General features: G+C 47.0%; 18 protein-coding genes, 1 pseudogene and 1 riboswitch. Of the genes and pseudogenes, 10 read left to right on the top strand and 9 right to left on the bottom strand.

Translation table 11 applies throughout. The annotated features are described in order from the left end of the window. Window positions 1-8 precede the first annotated feature (8 nt). Complete coding sequence (locus AC5W2J_RS02885) at window positions 9-1,217, top strand: MFS transporter (protein ID WP_496057978.1); 1,209 nt, start codon at window positions 9-11, stop codon at window positions 1,215-1,217. A 31-nt stretch (window positions 1,218-1,248) separates the two neighbouring features. Here the strand turns inward: AC5W2J_RS02885 and AC5W2J_RS02880 are convergent, their stop codons facing one another. Further along, window positions 1,249-1,881, bottom strand: coding sequence for a LysE family transporter (locus AC5W2J_RS02880; protein ID WP_496057977.1), 633 nt, complete (start codon window positions 1,879-1,881; stop codon window positions 1,249-1,251). Between the two features lie 147 nt (window positions 1,882-2,028). On the opposite strand from AC5W2J_RS02880, the gene AC5W2J_RS02875 reads away from it, so the two are divergent. Next, on the top strand, window positions 2,029-2,685 hold the full coding sequence (locus AC5W2J_RS02875; protein WP_496057976.1) for a GntR family transcriptional regulator: 657 nt from the start codon (window positions 2,029-2,031) through the stop codon (window positions 2,683-2,685). Here AC5W2J_RS02875 and AC5W2J_RS02870 read toward each other — a convergent pair. Further along, entirely contained in the window at window positions 2,670-3,260 is a 591-nt protein-coding gene (locus tag AC5W2J_RS02870) for a polysaccharide deacetylase family protein (RefSeq protein WP_496057975.1), read from the bottom strand. The two genes, AC5W2J_RS02875 and AC5W2J_RS02870, sit on opposite strands and share 16 nt — an antisense overlap. Before the next feature lie 269 nt (window positions 3,261-3,529). Between AC5W2J_RS02870 and AC5W2J_RS02865 the strand changes: the two are divergent. The 3 genes and pseudogenes from AC5W2J_RS02865 to AC5W2J_RS02855 all read left to right on the top strand — a co-directional run. Next, window positions 3,530-3,678, top strand: a pseudogene (locus AC5W2J_RS02865) (sugar ABC transporter permease); the annotation flags it as partial. A gap of 41 nt (window positions 3,679-3,719) precedes the next feature. Continuing rightward, entirely contained in the window at window positions 3,720-4,472 is a 753-nt protein-coding gene (locus AC5W2J_RS02860; RefSeq protein ID WP_496057974.1) for a ThuA domain-containing protein, read from the top strand. A 27-nt stretch (window positions 4,473-4,499) separates the two neighbouring features. Further along, window positions 4,500-5,570 carry a Gfo/Idh/MocA family protein gene (locus tag AC5W2J_RS02855; protein WP_496057973.1) on the top strand — a complete coding sequence of 357 codons (1,071 nt, stop codon included), beginning with the start codon at window positions 4,500-4,502 and terminating at the stop codon, window positions 5,568-5,570. A gap of 52 nt (window positions 5,571-5,622) precedes the next feature. Here the strand turns inward: AC5W2J_RS02855 and AC5W2J_RS02850 are convergent, their stop codons facing one another. Then, window positions 5,623-6,288, bottom strand: coding sequence for a potassium channel family protein (locus tag AC5W2J_RS02850; RefSeq protein WP_496057972.1), 666 nt, complete (start codon window positions 6,286-6,288; stop codon window positions 5,623-5,625). 32 nt (window positions 6,289-6,320) lie between these two features. After that, the gene (locus AC5W2J_RS02845) at window positions 6,321-6,686 is read right to left on the bottom strand and encodes a DUF1516 family protein (RefSeq protein ID WP_496057971.1); all 366 of its coding nucleotides are present in this window, start codon (window positions 6,684-6,686) and stop codon (window positions 6,321-6,323) included. A 148-nt stretch (window positions 6,687-6,834) separates the two neighbouring features. Further along, window positions 6,835-6,937, top strand: a riboswitch (TPP riboswitch). 131 nt (window positions 6,938-7,068) lie between these two features. Between AC5W2J_RS02845 and AC5W2J_RS02840 the strand changes: the two genes are divergently transcribed. Genes AC5W2J_RS02840 through AC5W2J_RS02830 form a run of 3 tightly spaced genes read left to right on the top strand, consistent with a single transcriptional unit; the run spans window position 7,069 to window position 9,607 of the window. Further along, complete coding sequence (locus AC5W2J_RS02840; RefSeq protein ID WP_496057970.1) at window positions 7,069-7,842, top strand: ABC transporter ATP-binding protein; 774 nt, start codon at window positions 7,069-7,071, stop codon at window positions 7,840-7,842. Then, entirely contained in the window at window positions 7,839-8,603 is a 765-nt protein-coding gene (locus AC5W2J_RS02835; RefSeq protein ID WP_496057969.1) for an ABC transporter permease, read from the top strand. The genes AC5W2J_RS02840 and AC5W2J_RS02835 overlap by 4 nt, the downstream gene beginning before the upstream one ends. Continuing rightward, window positions 8,603-9,607 (top strand): ABC transporter substrate-binding protein, encoded by a 1,005-nt coding sequence (locus AC5W2J_RS02830; RefSeq protein WP_496057968.1) that lies wholly within the window; start codon window positions 8,603-8,605, stop codon window positions 9,605-9,607. The genes AC5W2J_RS02835 and AC5W2J_RS02830 overlap by 1 nt, the downstream gene beginning before the upstream one ends. A 67-nt stretch (window positions 9,608-9,674) precedes the next feature. On the opposite strand, the gene AC5W2J_RS02825 is transcribed toward AC5W2J_RS02830, so the two are convergent. From AC5W2J_RS02825 to AC5W2J_RS02815, 3 genes are all read right to left on the bottom strand, one after another. Continuing rightward, complete coding sequence (locus AC5W2J_RS02825) at window positions 9,675-10,172, bottom strand: hypothetical protein (protein ID WP_496057967.1); 498 nt, start codon at window positions 10,170-10,172, stop codon at window positions 9,675-9,677. A gap of 216 nt (window positions 10,173-10,388) precedes the next feature. Next, complete coding sequence (locus AC5W2J_RS02820; RefSeq protein WP_496057966.1) at window positions 10,389-10,634, bottom strand: helix-turn-helix domain-containing protein; 246 nt, start codon at window positions 10,632-10,634, stop codon at window positions 10,389-10,391. 14 nt (window positions 10,635-10,648) lie between these two features. Beyond that, window positions 10,649-11,218 (bottom strand): sigma-70 RNA polymerase sigma factor region 4 domain-containing protein, encoded by a 570-nt coding sequence (locus AC5W2J_RS02815; protein ID WP_496057965.1) that lies wholly within the window; start codon window positions 11,216-11,218, stop codon window positions 10,649-10,651. A 212-nt stretch (window positions 11,219-11,430) separates the two neighbouring features. Here AC5W2J_RS02815 and AC5W2J_RS02810 point away from each other — a divergent pair, with 212 nt between their 5' ends. Further along, a complete protein-coding gene (locus tag AC5W2J_RS02810; protein ID WP_496057964.1) occupies window positions 11,431-11,754 on the top strand; it encodes a SunI/YnzG family protein in 324 nt (107 codons plus the stop codon). 21 nt (window positions 11,755-11,775) lie between these two features. Here AC5W2J_RS02810 and AC5W2J_RS02805 read toward each other — a convergent pair whose 3' ends face one another. Both AC5W2J_RS02805 and AC5W2J_RS02800 read right to left on the bottom strand, forming a co-directional pair. Next, window positions 11,776-12,681 (bottom strand): EamA family transporter, encoded by a 906-nt coding sequence (locus AC5W2J_RS02805; RefSeq protein ID WP_496057963.1) that lies wholly within the window; start codon window positions 12,679-12,681, stop codon window positions 11,776-11,778. A gap of 30 nt (window positions 12,682-12,711) precedes the next feature. Next, complete coding sequence (locus AC5W2J_RS02800) at window positions 12,712-13,425, bottom strand: glycerophosphodiester phosphodiesterase family protein (protein ID WP_496057962.1); 714 nt, start codon at window positions 13,423-13,425, stop codon at window positions 12,712-12,714. Between the two features lie 190 nt (window positions 13,426-13,615). Here AC5W2J_RS02800 and ftsW point away from each other — a divergent pair, with 190 nt between their 5' ends. Next, window positions 13,616-14,740: a putative lipid II flippase FtsW gene (ftsW, locus tag AC5W2J_RS02795; protein WP_496057961.1), complete on the top strand. Its 1,125-nt coding sequence runs from the start codon at window positions 13,616-13,618 to the stop codon at window positions 14,738-14,740.

Below are 14,740 nucleotides of genomic sequence, written 5' to 3'. Positions count from 1 at the left end.
GGTACGGCATGAAAACGACGATTACGCTCCGCCACCATATATTATTTCTAGCTAGTATTTTTTGTTTTTGGTTTGCTACGTATATTTATATTCCGACATTCAGCCTGTACCTGGAATACCAGGCGTTTCCTTTGGATATGATCGGCATTATTCTCGGAAGCTACGGCGTGACCCAGGTGCTGCTGCGGTTTCCGCTCGGCATTCTTTCCGACCGGCTTCAGCATATGCGCAAAGTCTTGTATGTAGCAGGGTTTGCTTTTGCAATTGTAAGCGGGCTGATGTTGATTTACTTCGATTCCTTTTTCCCTATTCTACTGGCCCGGCTGTTTGCCGGCGTAACGGCTGCGATGTGGGTGATGGCAACGATTATGTACGCCCAGTATTTCCGGCCCGATCAATCCTCACGGGCGATGGGAACCGTGCAGTTTTTAACGGTAACGCCCCAGTTTATCAGCATGGCAAGTGCGGGTTTTCTTGTGTACCAGTTTGGCTGGGCGCTGCCGTTCTGGATTGCAGTCGTTTTTTCTGTTCTCGGTCTGGTGCTTGCCTTAGGAGTGAAAGTCGTACCGGTGGAAACGGGAAATGCTCCAAAAATGAAGCTGTCAGAATACGTAACCGGAACACTGAAAGTGAAATACCTGTTTCCGGTAACGACGGTATCCATGCTGTGCCATGGAGTTATGTTTATTACTATTTTTGGGTTTACCCCGTTGTATGCCAGTTCTCTCGGCGTGACAGAAAGCGAACTGATCTGGCTCATGACCGGTTTTTTTGTACCGCATGCGGCCGCGTCGCTCGGGGTCGCCTTTGCTTCTATTCCAGCAGAGCGCGAGCGGTTTTATTTTATTAGTGGGCTGGTTTTAACCGTGGTGATGCTAGCCTTGGTTCCACTGACGAATTCGCTGCTGACCTTAAGCCTCGTACACGGCGTGATTGGTCTGGCACTTGGTGTCGTCCTGCCGCTTCTGCTTGCCAATATTGCCCGGCTGCCGGCCAATCAGCTGAAAAATTCCGTGATGGGATTTTATCAGTCATTTTATGCGCTCGGTATTTTTCTCGGGCCCCTTATTGGAGGGGCCGTAGCTGAAAATATCGGCCTGAACGCTGTGTTTGTGATGGGAAGCCTTTTTGCTGCGGCAGCCCTCGGCGTCGTCTGGATCTATTTTAAAGACAGAAAACCAACAGTAAATAACATGAAAAAACCGGCCTCCTTTTAAAGGAGGCCGGTTTTTTGAAAGGTGTCGAACGCTAGAAAATCAGCTTGGCACCGAAAGCCATTAAAGCAAGGCCGGTCGATTTCTGAAATATCTGCTGGAAGCGCGGACTTTTCAGCCAGCGCTGGACGTGATCAAGGACAAACACGAGCACAAGAAACCAGGTGACGGCGATAACGGTTAAGATACCGCCCAGAATCATCAACTGCTGGGGCACGTTGCCGCTCATATTTACAAACGGCGGCATAAAGGTAATATACACAACGACCGTTTTAGGGTTAAGGATGTTGCTCAGTACGCCCTGCAGGTAAGACTCCCTGGAGTGGCCTCTTCTGCCGGCAGCGGCTGTTTCATCGGCGCTTTTCTGAACCTCTGTGAAAGAAAAAGAGCTTTTCGTCGTAAAAGAGCGGAGGCCTAAATAAAACAAGTACGCAGCACCCATATATTTAATCGTTTCGAACAGGACAGGGGATTGGGAGATAACTACTGATAATCCCAATACCGCAATAATTGTCCAGAAGGTTAGGCCGGTAGCCATCCCCAGTATAGTAAAACGTCCGGCTTTAGCACCGTGCGAGAGTGTATTTTTCATAATAAGTACCGTGTCTGCTCCGGGAAGCATAGACATCATGGCAGCCATAAAAACGTATGCCGCTAAATTTTCCATTGTGCGTCTCTCCTAACAATATACGTATGCAATATATTACATATTAGAATATACCATATTTAGGAAGAAAAAGCACGTTGTGGCGCGGTTATTTTTTTTGCTTTATACTTTAATTAAACGAAAAAGACGTGAAAGGTGATATAGACTGTGCCGATTCCATCCGATTTACCTAAACCGGAACGAAAATCCGCAAAAGACCGGGCGTATTTGCAAATTCAACAATGGATTATTGACGGAACGCTTCAGCCTGAAGAAAAAATTAACGACTCCGAGCTTGCAGAGGCGCTTGGGGTGAGCAGAACGCCTATTAGAGAGGCACTGCAGCTGTTAAACGAAGACGGATTCGTAGAAATGAAGCCTGGCGTTGTGACGCAGATTACACAGGTGAAGCCGGAAGATGCTGTCTTAATTTTTCCGCCGCTCGCCGCGCTGCAGGCGCTGGCTGCGGAAATAGCAGCAAAAGCTATGAGCGGGGAAACGATAGAAGAACTGCGGGACATTAACGAGCAGTTTACAACAGCCATTCAGGCCGGCGACCACCGGGCTGCGCTGAAATGGGATGAAAAATTTCATGACATTATTGTCGACAGCATTCATAACCCGTATATTTCCAAAACGACACTGTCCCTGCAATCGCATGTCCGACGGCTGTTTTATCACGATTCCATTAACCTGACGGAAGAGTCGATTGAAGAGCATGAGCAGATTATTCATGCGATGGAAGAGCGTGACGCCAAAACAGCGGCTGAAGTGACCCGAACTAATTTTTTCCGTCCGATTGACCATGATTATCCGCTTCGTTGAGAAGGAAGCGCCAGACATGTATAGCCTTCGGTATGAAGCATATTAATTAGTTCAGGCAGAACGGAGACCGTCTGCTGTAGTTCATGCAGCAGAACAATCGATCCCGGCTGTACAGAGTCCATGACGTTCGAGAGAATAGCGTCCGGGCTCTTTTTTTCTTTCCAGTCAAATGATACCGTGTCCCACATCACAAGTTCGAGCCCCAGCTCCCGTACGACACGGACTGTTTCTTTATTATAGCGGCCGTAGGGCGGCCGGAAATAGTCGATTTGAGCCGGGCTGATGCTTTTGATCGCCTGAAGGCTGCTCTGGATTTCATGTTTCTGTTTTTCATAAGAAAGCGACGTAAGGTTGGGATGGCGATGGGTATGCGAACCGAGCGTATGGCCTTCCTCTGTCACTCTCAGCGCAGGCCGCCGGGGATGAATAAGCCGTCCCTGCCAGAAAAAAGTTCCCTTTGCCTGTTTGTTTTTTAATATATCGAGAATCTGGTGGGTGCAGCGGCTTGGTCCATCATCAAAGGTTAAAAAAACCGCCTTTTCTGCAGAGGGAACAAGAGACGCCGCATTCGTCAATGCATGATCGGTATGGAAGCTGGACCCAGCTCCTTTTTTTGCAATTCAAGGGGACTGCCGCATCTTGATTCCTCCTCTTTTTTCATCTTTTATTAGTATAGTGGAAAGGATGGGATGCGCCTACTGTTCTGCTTACTGGAAATACTGCTTGCTTTTTTTGAAAACGCTTACTATAATTTAGTGGTAATCCGAAACGTTTCGGTATCCTGTTAAGGGAGTTTTACATAGTAAAAAGATATAAATTAAAAATATGTATTTCCATTCAAAAATTATTTAATGTTGTAAATGATCGGTTTTCTAATAATTTCACCCGATTTGCTGCTGGATCCGTATTTGTTGCGCTTCCAATTGCAAAAAAATGTCTATTTTGCAGAAATGGCTCATGACCGGTCTAACAGCCGAAGCAACAAAAGGTTAATTTATTACGAAAATATATTATAATGACTGTAGGGGGCCTTTATGAAAATTGTAGTATGGAACGAAAACAGACACGAGAAAGAGAACGAAGTGGTTTCTTCGATTTATCCGGAAGGAATCCACGGGGCCATTCAAGGTTTCCTGAAAGAAGAGGGGCTTGATGTAAGCACGGCTACATTGGACGAACCAGAGCACGGATTAACAGAAGAGGTTCTAAACAATACGGACGTTCTTATCTGGTGGGGCCATCAGGCTCATGATGAAGTGACCGAAGAGGTCGCAGAACGGGTGAAAGAGCGGGTATTGGAAGGAATGGGGCTGGTAGTGCTGCATTCCGCCCATTTCTCGAAAATATTCAAGAAGCTGATGGGTACTTCCTGTGACCTGAAGTGGAGGGAAGCGGATGAAAAGGAACGACTCTGGGTCGTCAATCCGACGCATCCTATCACAGAAGGTCTAGGAGAATTCATTGAGCTGGAGAAAGAAGAAATGTATGGGGAACACTTTGACATTCCTGTACCAGAGGAATTGATATTTGTCAGCTGGTTCGAAGGTGGAGAAGTATTTAGAAGTGGTGCCACTTTTCAGCGCGGGCGGGGAAAAATATTTTATTTCCGTCCGGGACATGAGACGTATCCGACGTATTACCATACAGACATTCAACGCGTGATACGCAATGGCGTATACTGGGCAGCCGGACTGGCTACACCAAAGCCGGTTTACGGCAACGCTCAGCCGCTTGAGCCTATCGCCGGTAAAGAGCAGGGGACAACTAAAGCCACTGCCGGGCGCTGATGGCCACACTAGAGGGGGTAAGTACTAATGGACAAGCTAAAGATTGGCATCATTGGAGCAGGGGGAATCGCTCAGTCAAGGCATATTCCCACTTTTCAACAGCTGGAACACAAGGTATCAATAGAAGGCGTATACGATATTAATCAGGATCGGGCTCAGGAAGTAGCGGCGTCTTTCTCTATCGCCCGGGTATACCACAACATTGAACGAATGCTTGGAGACGTGGATGCGGTCGTTATCTGTACGCCGAATAAGTTTCATGCAGATATCGCTGTGCAGGCTCTAAATCGGGGCATTCACGTGCTCTGCGAAAAGCCGATGGCGATTACAACGGAAGAATGCGAGCGTATGATAGAAGCTGCAGAAAAAACAGGCTCGGTTCTTGCAATTGCCTTCCACTATCGTTTTGGACCGGAAGCCCAGATTGCCAAGCAGATGATGGAAAACCACGAAATCGGGGACCCGCTCGTCTGTCGTTTTCAGGCACTGCGCCGCCGGAAAGTTCCGGGCTGGGGTGTATTTACAAACAAAGAGCTGCAAGGCGGAGGAAGCCTGATTGACTATGGCTGCCACCTGCTGGATCTGTCCCTGTGGCTGCTTGGAGACCCAAAGCCGCTGGAAGTAATGGCCAAAACGTACGACCGGTTAAGCAAAGCACCGAATCTCACGAACGAGTGGGGCCAGTTTGACCAGAATACGTTTAACGTGGAAGACCATGTAACCGGGTATATCACATTCGAAAATGACATTACGCTGCAGCTGGAATGTTCCTGGGCGGCTAATATAAAAGAAGATACGGAACAACTCAGTATTTCCGGAGTTGAGGGCGGTTTACAGCTCTTTCCGTTTGAGCTGTATCAATCCAAATATGGAACGCTGTTAAACAGCACGGCCCAGATTAATAAAATCGATAATATAGAGCCATACTATCAGGCGAATAATTTCGTGGATTCCTGTACAGGTGAAGCGGAACTTATCGTGAAACCGGAGCAGGCCATGAAAGTTACAAAAATCGTCGAGGCGCTATATGAAAGCAGTGAAACAGGAAAAAGCGTACGGTTCGAAGAAAATCCAACCAGCTTTGAACAGTCTTATTAAAAAAACCAGGCCCTCCGGGGGTCTGGTTTTTTACAGTAGAAGCCTCTTAAAACTACAGGCCTTCATTTTCGAAACGGCGGATCTCATCTTTATGACCTAAAACAATCAGCATATCTCCCTGCTCAATTCTATCGTTGGGCCGCGGGGACACATTAACGTCCTCATTTCGTTTGATCGCAAGAATCGTCACACCATAGGCGGCCCGGACATTGGATTCAATCAGCGTTTTGCGGTGCAGTTTTTTCGTAGCATACACTTCGACAATCGTGTAATCGTTGCTTAAGTCGATAAAATCAATAACCTTTTCCGAAGTCATATTATGGGCTACACGGATTCCCATATCAAATTCCGGGTGGACCACACGGTCAGCGCCGATCTTATCGAGCACTTTCTGGTGGTATTTATTCTGGGCTTTTGCCCAGACGATTGGAACGTTCATGTCTTTTAACACAAGCGTTGTAAGCACACTTGCCTGAATATGGTCGCCGATCGCGACAACAACGTGATCGAAGTTGCCAAGGCCGAGAGATTTTAATGCTTTTTCGTCAGTGGAGTCAATGCAGGCTGTCTGGGTGGCATATGCGACATATTCATCCACTTTTTCTTCATCCTGATCGATAGCAAGAACTTCATAGCCTAAATGATACAGTTCCCGGCAGATACTCCCTCCAAATCGGCCGAGGCCTATAACAGCAAATTGTTTTTTGTTTTTTGGCATGGATAAACGCTCCTTTATGTGTCAAATTCGCCTTACAGTAAATAAATGCCCTGGGGGAGCAGTAATCCTAAAATAATAGTAAATAATACAAATCCTATCATAAACCGGACGAATAGAGGGTGTCCGGTGTTCTTAAATAACTGGACAAAGTAAATTTCAATCAATCCGATACTTAACAATCCACAGGCCAGCTTCAGCAGGCCGCCTAAATATACAGGACGAAGGCCAAGTACAAGCCCGCCGGTTAAAAGCAGCGGCAGGTATGAAAATCGAAGCACGTAGTGAAGCAGAACAGCGGTCCGGTTCATGTTGGTGCGGTGAAATATATAAACAGCGCCTGCAAGCAGAATAACTGCCGCCACGGCTATAAGATGTATCGTGAGTATAGTGTCTGCCATAAGAGCCTCTCCTAATGTAATGTAGACGTTTTCTCCATCATATCACGCGTGCAGGCTTTACAGGAGCAGAGATTTTGCTGAAATAAAACCCGCGGTATGAACCATTTCGAATATGTGCTATCTTTAAGAAGCAAAGACAATTTTATACAACAAGCACTAGGGGTGCTGCAAAGCTGAGAGGGATGACATTCATCCTAACCCTGGAACCTGATCTGGATAACACCAGCGGAGGAAAGTGCGGAATGTTCACCTGAAAAAGCAGCCGCTCGTGCTGTTTTTAATGATAGAACGACTTTTCCGCCGCTCCCTCTGCTGGAGCGGCTTTTTTGTATGCATGGAGCAGGTTCCGGGGGAGCACGGTACACAAAAAAGGGGGCGGGAAATGAATAAAGAGCAGGAATCGGCACTGGAATTTCGAGACGTTACCTATGCCTATACTACTACCGAAGCGCCGATCTTCAAGCAGGTTCAAGGGACAGTGAAAAAAGGCGAATTTGTCAGCCTGCTTGGACCGAGCGGGTCGGGAAAGTCGACGTTCTTCCGGCTTGCCGCCGGGCTGAGCGACCCGGACAAGGGGTCGGTGCTTCTGCACGGCTCGGGCACAAGGCTTGGCAGGGTCGGCTACATGCCTCAGCAGGATCTGCTGCTGCCCTGGCGGACCATTTTGGAAAATGGCATGCTGCCATTGGAAATAAACGGCCTTTCCAAAAGGGAGGCCGAACAGCGCGTATCATCCCATCTGGAAGCATTCGGCCTCAGGGGCCTGGAACGCAAGTATCCTCACGAACTGTCCGGTGGGATGAGGCAGAGGGTGTCTTTTCTCCGCGCTGTAGTGGGAGGAAACGACATCTTAATGCTGGATGAACCATTCAGCGCACTTGATTCGATTACCCGCTTTATGATGCAGGAATGGCTGTTGGAAAAGTGGCAGGCTTCGAGGCAGACACTTATTTTTATTACCCACGACATAGAAGAAGCATTATTTTTATCCGACCGCATTTTATTATTTACCGAGCCGCCGATAGAAGGACGCCTTACCGAAATTGCGGTACCGCTGCCAAGACCCAGAGACGAGCGTGCCCGGGATCACCCGGAACTCTTGAAGCTGAAGCGGGAATTGATTGAACGAATGCGCAGGGAGGAGAAGTTACGATGAATGGCTGGAAAGGAGCAGGCATTTCCTATGCTGGAGCCGCTCTTCTCGCATCTGCTTTTTTTATCATCTGGGAGGCAGGAGCCCGCTGGTATGACACGCCTTATATACTGCCGGCACCGTCTGCGGTGCTGCAGAGGCTGTGGGAACTTGCGGATATATTATTTCTTGTACACCTGCCGGCCACGCTTCTCGTTATAGTTACCGGACTTGGCATTTCCATCGTTTGTGGAGTCGGTATTGCGGTGCTGATGAGCCGGAGCCGGATGGTGGAAAAGAGTGTTTTTCCTCTGTTAATCACCTCGCAGACCATTCCAATTATTGCACTAGCCCCAATCTTTGTGCTGTGGTTTGGCTATTCCATGTGGAGTAAAGTCGCCGTAACGGTGTTGATCACCTTTTTCCCAATTACGGTCGGGGCGTTTGACGGTCTTCGGACAGCGAGCCGGGATATGCAGGACCTGCTTCGGACCATGGGGGCCGGGAGCTGGCAGATTTTCAGAAAGGTCCAGGTGCCGATGGCTCTGCCCTCGTTCTATTCCGGCTTAAAAGTGGCAGTCACGCTGAGCGTCATCGGTGCGGCAATTGGAGAGTGGCTGGGCGCAGATGCAGGGCTTGGATATTTCAGCCGCAGGATGATGACACAGATGGACGCAGCCGGCGTATTTGCACCAATCGTTTTGTTGTCGTTAGCAGGGATTGGCCTGTTTTTGGCAGTAAAAGCAGTAGAATATGCGACTACAAAAAAGGGAGGAAGAAGATAATGAAAAGGTGGATTAAACAGGTGGGGCTGCTTGCTGCAGGAGCATTTGTGCTGGCAGGATGCGGGAGTGAAAATGAACAGCAGGCAGAGAATGAAGAGCTGCAGGAAGTCGACATTATGCTGGACTGGTATCCTAATGCCGTACACAGCTACTTGTACACCGCGCAGGAAAACGGATACTTCGAGGAAGCAGGTCTGGACGTAAATATTATGTTCCCCACCAATCCAACGGATCCTTTGAACCTGGCGGCTGCAGGAGAAGTGGACTTTGGCATTACCTATCAGCCGGATGTTATTACAGCGCGGACCGAAGGAATCCCTGTAGTAAGCGTGGCGGCGATTGTGAGGTCTCCTCTTAATCACGTTGTGTACAAAGCAGACTCCGACATAGAACGACCAAGAGATTTAGAAGGCCGGACAGTTGGATACCCCGGGATACCGGTCAATGAACCAATTGTAGAAACGATGGTGGAAAATGATGGCGGTCAGTTTGAAGAAGTTGATCTGGTGGATATTGGTTTTGAGCTGCAGTCCTCTTTAGTAAGCGACCGGGCCGATGCGGTAAGCGGCGCATACATTAACCATGAAGTACCGGTGCTGGAACACGCCGGCACTTCCGTAGAATACTTTGATCCGGTGGATTACGGTGTGCCGCCTTTTTACGAGCTCGTTCTCGTTACAAACGAAGAAACACTGGCGGAAGAGGAAGAAAAAATTAACGCGTTCTGGACCGCGGCGGAAAAAGGATACACATATATGAAAGACCATCCGGAAGAAAGCCTGGACAGTCTGTTTGAGAATGAAGATCAGGAAAATTTTCCGCTTGAACGGGAAGTGGAAGAAGAAAGTCTGGATGTTTTAATGGAGAAAATGGAAACGGAAGAAGAAGCCTTTGGCAGCCAGGACCGGGAATCCTGGGAGGAAACGATCAGCTGGCTTGCAGAAATGGATTACATTTCCGAGACACCGGACACAGAGGACATATTTGTAAATATAGCAGAATAAACAAACCGCTTCGGGCTCTCTGGAGTCCGAAGCGGTTTTGGTTTATCTTCTGAAGCTGGTACCCGTTCTACATGATAAGGTAGTCGAGGTTCACATCTATCGTTTCCTCTAGTTGGTCGATACCATGCTTGTCCTTAACGGAACCGTTGTAAATAAGCTGAATGGAATCAGCGTTATCAGGAAGTTCCACTTTATAATAGGTGGAGTTCATTGTTTTCTGGCCGGGTTTTAATACTTCTTCATCTGTAGAAGATTCTCCACGTTTTTCTTCCATAGAAACCGCCTCATCGAGGTGATTGCCATCTTCATCAAGAACACGTATCTCTACGAACTGGTCATCATGATAACAGGTGATTTCCTCGCTGTTCGGGTTTTCGATGTAGGGGTGAATATAAACAATAGATTCTTCGGGATTTGTGTATTTAACGCCAACTTCTACACGTTCGGTCAACTGCTGGTACTGATGGCTGAAGGTAGGAGTAACAAAATAATATGTTGCCCATCCCAATGTAAGAACAATAACAAATGGAATGCCCCACTTCATCCATGTAAAACGATTTTTCACCATAATCCCCCTTTAATCGATACCCGTCTGCTGCTGTTTAAAATGTCAGGTTTGTTGTCATTTATTAGTATAAGCCGAACGGACACCGAATGAGAAGGGGATTTGCAAAGCGTTATATAGTCTTAAAGACCCTGTCATCATATTGAAATGTAAGACATATAATAGGTCCTATTCCGTATAAAAAAGGAAATAGTGATAAAAGAAACGCTTTTGCTGTTATTTTTGATTATGCTCAAGTGTGCTGACAAATTCGAAAAACCCGGGCGTCCGGCCCGGTTCAAAGCGGTGAACACATTCCATGCACTTTAATCGGAGGTCCTGGCGCAGGTCTTCCCGGTTCTGCGGTTTGGTCTGCGACAATGATTTCTGAATAAAAGGCTCAAATTTCTGCAGGAAGTCATACATGGCCTCCCGGTCCTGCTGTTTGGCTTTTTCTGCTAATACATACAGAGATGCTGTCATAGTATCTCGCTCCTTTAATGGGTGGTCGCTGTAATATAAGCGTAAAGTTTGGCAAGTCCCTGATGCCTGGAGCGGTAAATAGCCTGAGGCGTCACATTAGTAAGATAGGAAAGATCAATATCCCTCATCTGCTCTGCGTAGCTCTTTTGTAATATCCACTGTTGATGCGGGGTTAATGCCTGGTAGGCGGCATACAGCTTTCGGTTTTCGAGCTCTTCGGCAAGAACATGCGGAGACAGAGGAGGCTCCCATACCGGCTCTTCCCACGTATCACTGTCTACAATCAGCGGCTGCAGGGTTTCTATTTTCCGCTGTTTCTTATCGAATTGCACCGCATGCCAGTGAAGAGACTTTAAAATATACGCTGTTAATTTCTTTTCCTCCCGATACTGCCTGAACGCCTCATCCAGTGCTTTCTGATACGTTTCATCTGTATAACAGACCGCCTCTGCAAATAGGTTGGAGTGAAGAGGGTCGGCCAGAAACTGGCGGAGGGCAGGAGAAGAGAGCGCTTGTTTATGCGTGTGAATATAGTAATCAAGCCGAGGGCATTTTCCCAGAAGATGTGATAAATAATAAGCCACGATGTTCCCTCCTTTCTGTTCTTTCATATCAAAATTAGGGTGAGGCATATGCTTCTATATGAACAAAAGGTAAATACAGCAAAAAAAACAAACCATTTTACGAACATTTGTTCTTATTTTATAGGCAGGATAAAAGAATTGCAAAGTGTATTCGATATTTTGTTAGAATAGACCCTGACGGAAAAAATAGAAAAGAGGGACTGTAGATGAAAATGGCTGCTGGAATTCTTCTGCTGCTCATTATTGCAGTAGTGTATGTATATTTTGTCCGGACGCGTGCCAAAATCAGGGAGAACACCTTATATATTAAGCATTCTCTGCAGACACTGACGCTTCCGATTGACCAGATGAAACAAATTGAAGTATCACAGGGGCCGTCCGCTCTGGAGCACGACGAAGCAAATCGTGTCGGCTCGCCCTATGCGGAAAAAAAGAGGCTGATTGTCATTATGCAAGATAACACGATGCACGTGATTGCCTTAAAAAAAGCCGTACAGACCGCAGAAGTACTGCGGAGAAAAAGCCAGCTCTCCTAATCAAAGGAAAGCTGGCTTTTCTTATGGACTGTCCGGCAGAAGCGCAGTTTTTGATTTTTTGGTTTCGGCGACGAGCAGAACAGAAGATAGCACAAGCAGCACGCCGAGCGTCTGCCACCCATCGAGTCGGTCGCCAAACACGGCGACCCCAATAATAATAGCGACTACGGGTTCGACCGTAGATAGGATCGAAGCCCGGCTTGATTCAATATGGGTGAGGCCGAGCGTGTAAAGAATATAAGCGAGCACCGTCGGCACAATGGCAAGGCCAAAGGCAAACAGCAGTACCTGCGGCTGGAAAAGCAGGCTGCTTTTAGCAAACAGGCCCCCGGCTGGAATCATCAGCAGGCTGGCACAGATAAACGAATAAGCCGTAATCGTGATGGAATGATACGTCCGGCTTACATATTTTCCGAAAATGCTATAAAGAGCATAGAAAAAGCCGGAAGCAATGCCGGCTGCCATGGCAAGGGTGGTTACAGACGTCTGAAAACCCGGGAGCAGCCCGACAGCAAAGGCGCATCCGGTAATCGTAAAGCCCAGCGCCAGCAGTTTTCTCGGGGTAAGCCACTCTTTAAACAACAGTCTCGATAAAATCGTCACAAAGAGAGGGCCGGTATAGAGAAGCACGACGGCAAGAGATAAAGAAGCCTCCTGGATGACTAAAAAGTAGCAGTAGTTAAAAAACACAATACTTACTATTCCGGTCCCCATGAAAAAGGGAAAGTCTTTCCCTTTTATTTTCAAGTACCCCGGAAATTTAATGGCCAGAATAAATACAATAAATACGGCGGAAAAAACAGCCCGGATGGCTACGGTTTCCCAGGGAGTAAAGCCCGCCTGATACAAATATTCAACGAATAGGCCAATAGTCCCCCAAAGAGAAGCGCCTAAAAGAGTAAGAAGGTAAGCTTTGCTGCGAGTCATAGAGGCACCACCTGTATTATCGGTATTATTTTAGTGGGAAAGCGTAATCGGCAGAATACCGTGATCGGTCATAATGCCATCTACCTGCAGATTTACAAGCCGCTGCAGAGCTTTTTCATCATTTACGGTAAACACGCGCACCGTAATACCCTGTTCCATCAGTTCGACTATTTCTTTATCGGAAATGGTCTGGCGTTTTACATGAAGCGAAAAGACGTCGGCCTGCTGCAGATAGCGGAGAGGTTTATAGAGACCGGAAGAAACGAGCAGTGCCTTCTCCGGCTCTTCCCATTCTTCATGCAGCGAAACAACCGAAGGATGATGAAAGCTTGAAATGATGACCCGGGAAGCGGGCAGCGCGGGTTCAACAATCGTCTTTACTGCCCGTATAAGATCCGGCATCGTTTTTAAAGGGCCCTTTAGTTCAATATTAACAATCAGGTTGTTCCCGGCAAGCCAGTCTATAACTTCTTCTAAAAGAGGGATGGCCTCATACGTGCTGCTGAACCAGGAGCCGGCATCGAGATTTTTTAAATCCTCCCACGTTTTGCTGCGGATGGAACCGCGGCCGTTGGTTGTACGATTCACGCTTAAATCATGCATAACGATAACCCGGTTGTCCCGGGTAAGCTGGACATCGAGCTCAATACCGTCCGCGCCTCTTTCTTCTGCCAGGCGGAAAGCGGCCATTGTATTTTCAGGTTTTATGATTGAAACACCGCGGTGGGCAAACCATTTTGTCATAGTATCCTCCAATTGCAATTGTCTGGTTTAATTTTCATTAAATAGTGCTATTTCTCTTTATTTCTTTATAGGAATAACAGAAACTGCTTGAAACAGCTTCTGCTTTCTAGTAGCTTTACACCTAAAGGGCATGGGAAAAGCGGCCTGCGGACACGTGAATGATCGTTTGAAAAGGGGTAATAGTGTTTATATGAAAACAAAATGGAGTTTCTACGATTGGCCTCTTATAGGTGTCTCTTTTATATTAGCAGTATTTGGATTAATAATGGTGTACAGTGCCAGTTTTCCACTCGGTATTGATCTATTTGATAATCCTCTTCATTTCTTTGGCAGACAGTTAATCTGGTTTGTTCTGGGTACTATGGTATTTATTTTTGTTATGCATTTTCCTTATACATACTACCAAAAATTAACGCCCTTTATTATAGGAATCTGCATACTGATGCTGCTGGCGGTAATCGCTGTAGGCATAGAAGTCAACGGGTCACAACGCTGGCTGGCACTTGGGCCTGTTCAGATTCAGCCGTCTGAATTTGTGAAACTGGCGGTTATTATTTATTTAGCGCATGTATATTCCAGAAAACAGCATTATATCACAAGCTTTATCCGCGGCGTACTTCCGCCTCTTGTAGTGGTCGTTTTTATTTTTGCATTGATTATGCTGCAGCCGGACCTTGGAACCGCGATGATGATTCTATTAATTGGCGGAACAATCGTATTCTTATCAGGGGCACGCTGGCAGCACCTCGGTGTGCTGGGCGGCCTTGCAGCCGGAGTTGTTACACTTCTTGCCGTACAGGAGCCTTACCGGATGCAGAGACTGGTCGCTTTTCGTGATCCATTTGAATGGGAAGCAGAAGGAAGCGGGCATCAGCTGATTCAATCCTATATTGCGATGGCTAATGGAGGTGTCACCGGAACGGGTTTGGGACAGGGTGTGCAGAAAATGCATTATCTACCAGAGCCTCATACAGACTTTATTTTTGCCGTCATTGCAGAAGAACTTGGGTTTCTTGGTTTACTGTTTGTGGTTCTCTGCTTTGCCGTTATTGCCTGGAGAGGGTTTTTAATCGGAAGAAAGAGCACAACAACTTTTGGAAAGCTGCTTTCGTTTGGCATTGTGTTTTTCCTGTTGATGCAGGCATTATTTAATCTCGCAGCAGCCACCGGTCTGATGCCGATTACAGGAATCACACTTCCGATGGTGAGTTACGGTGGATCATCCCTGCTTGTTTCCATGCTGTGCCTTGGAATATTGGCGAACGTAGCCAGAATGAACAAAAAAGCAGCTTATCAAACAGAAGCTTCGGCTTAA

It is taken from the genome of Sinobaca sp. SA16-1, from assembly GCF_059510515.1.
The sequence above is the reverse complement of the archived record's forward strand: the minus strand, read 5'-3'. Positions and strand labels throughout refer to the sequence as shown.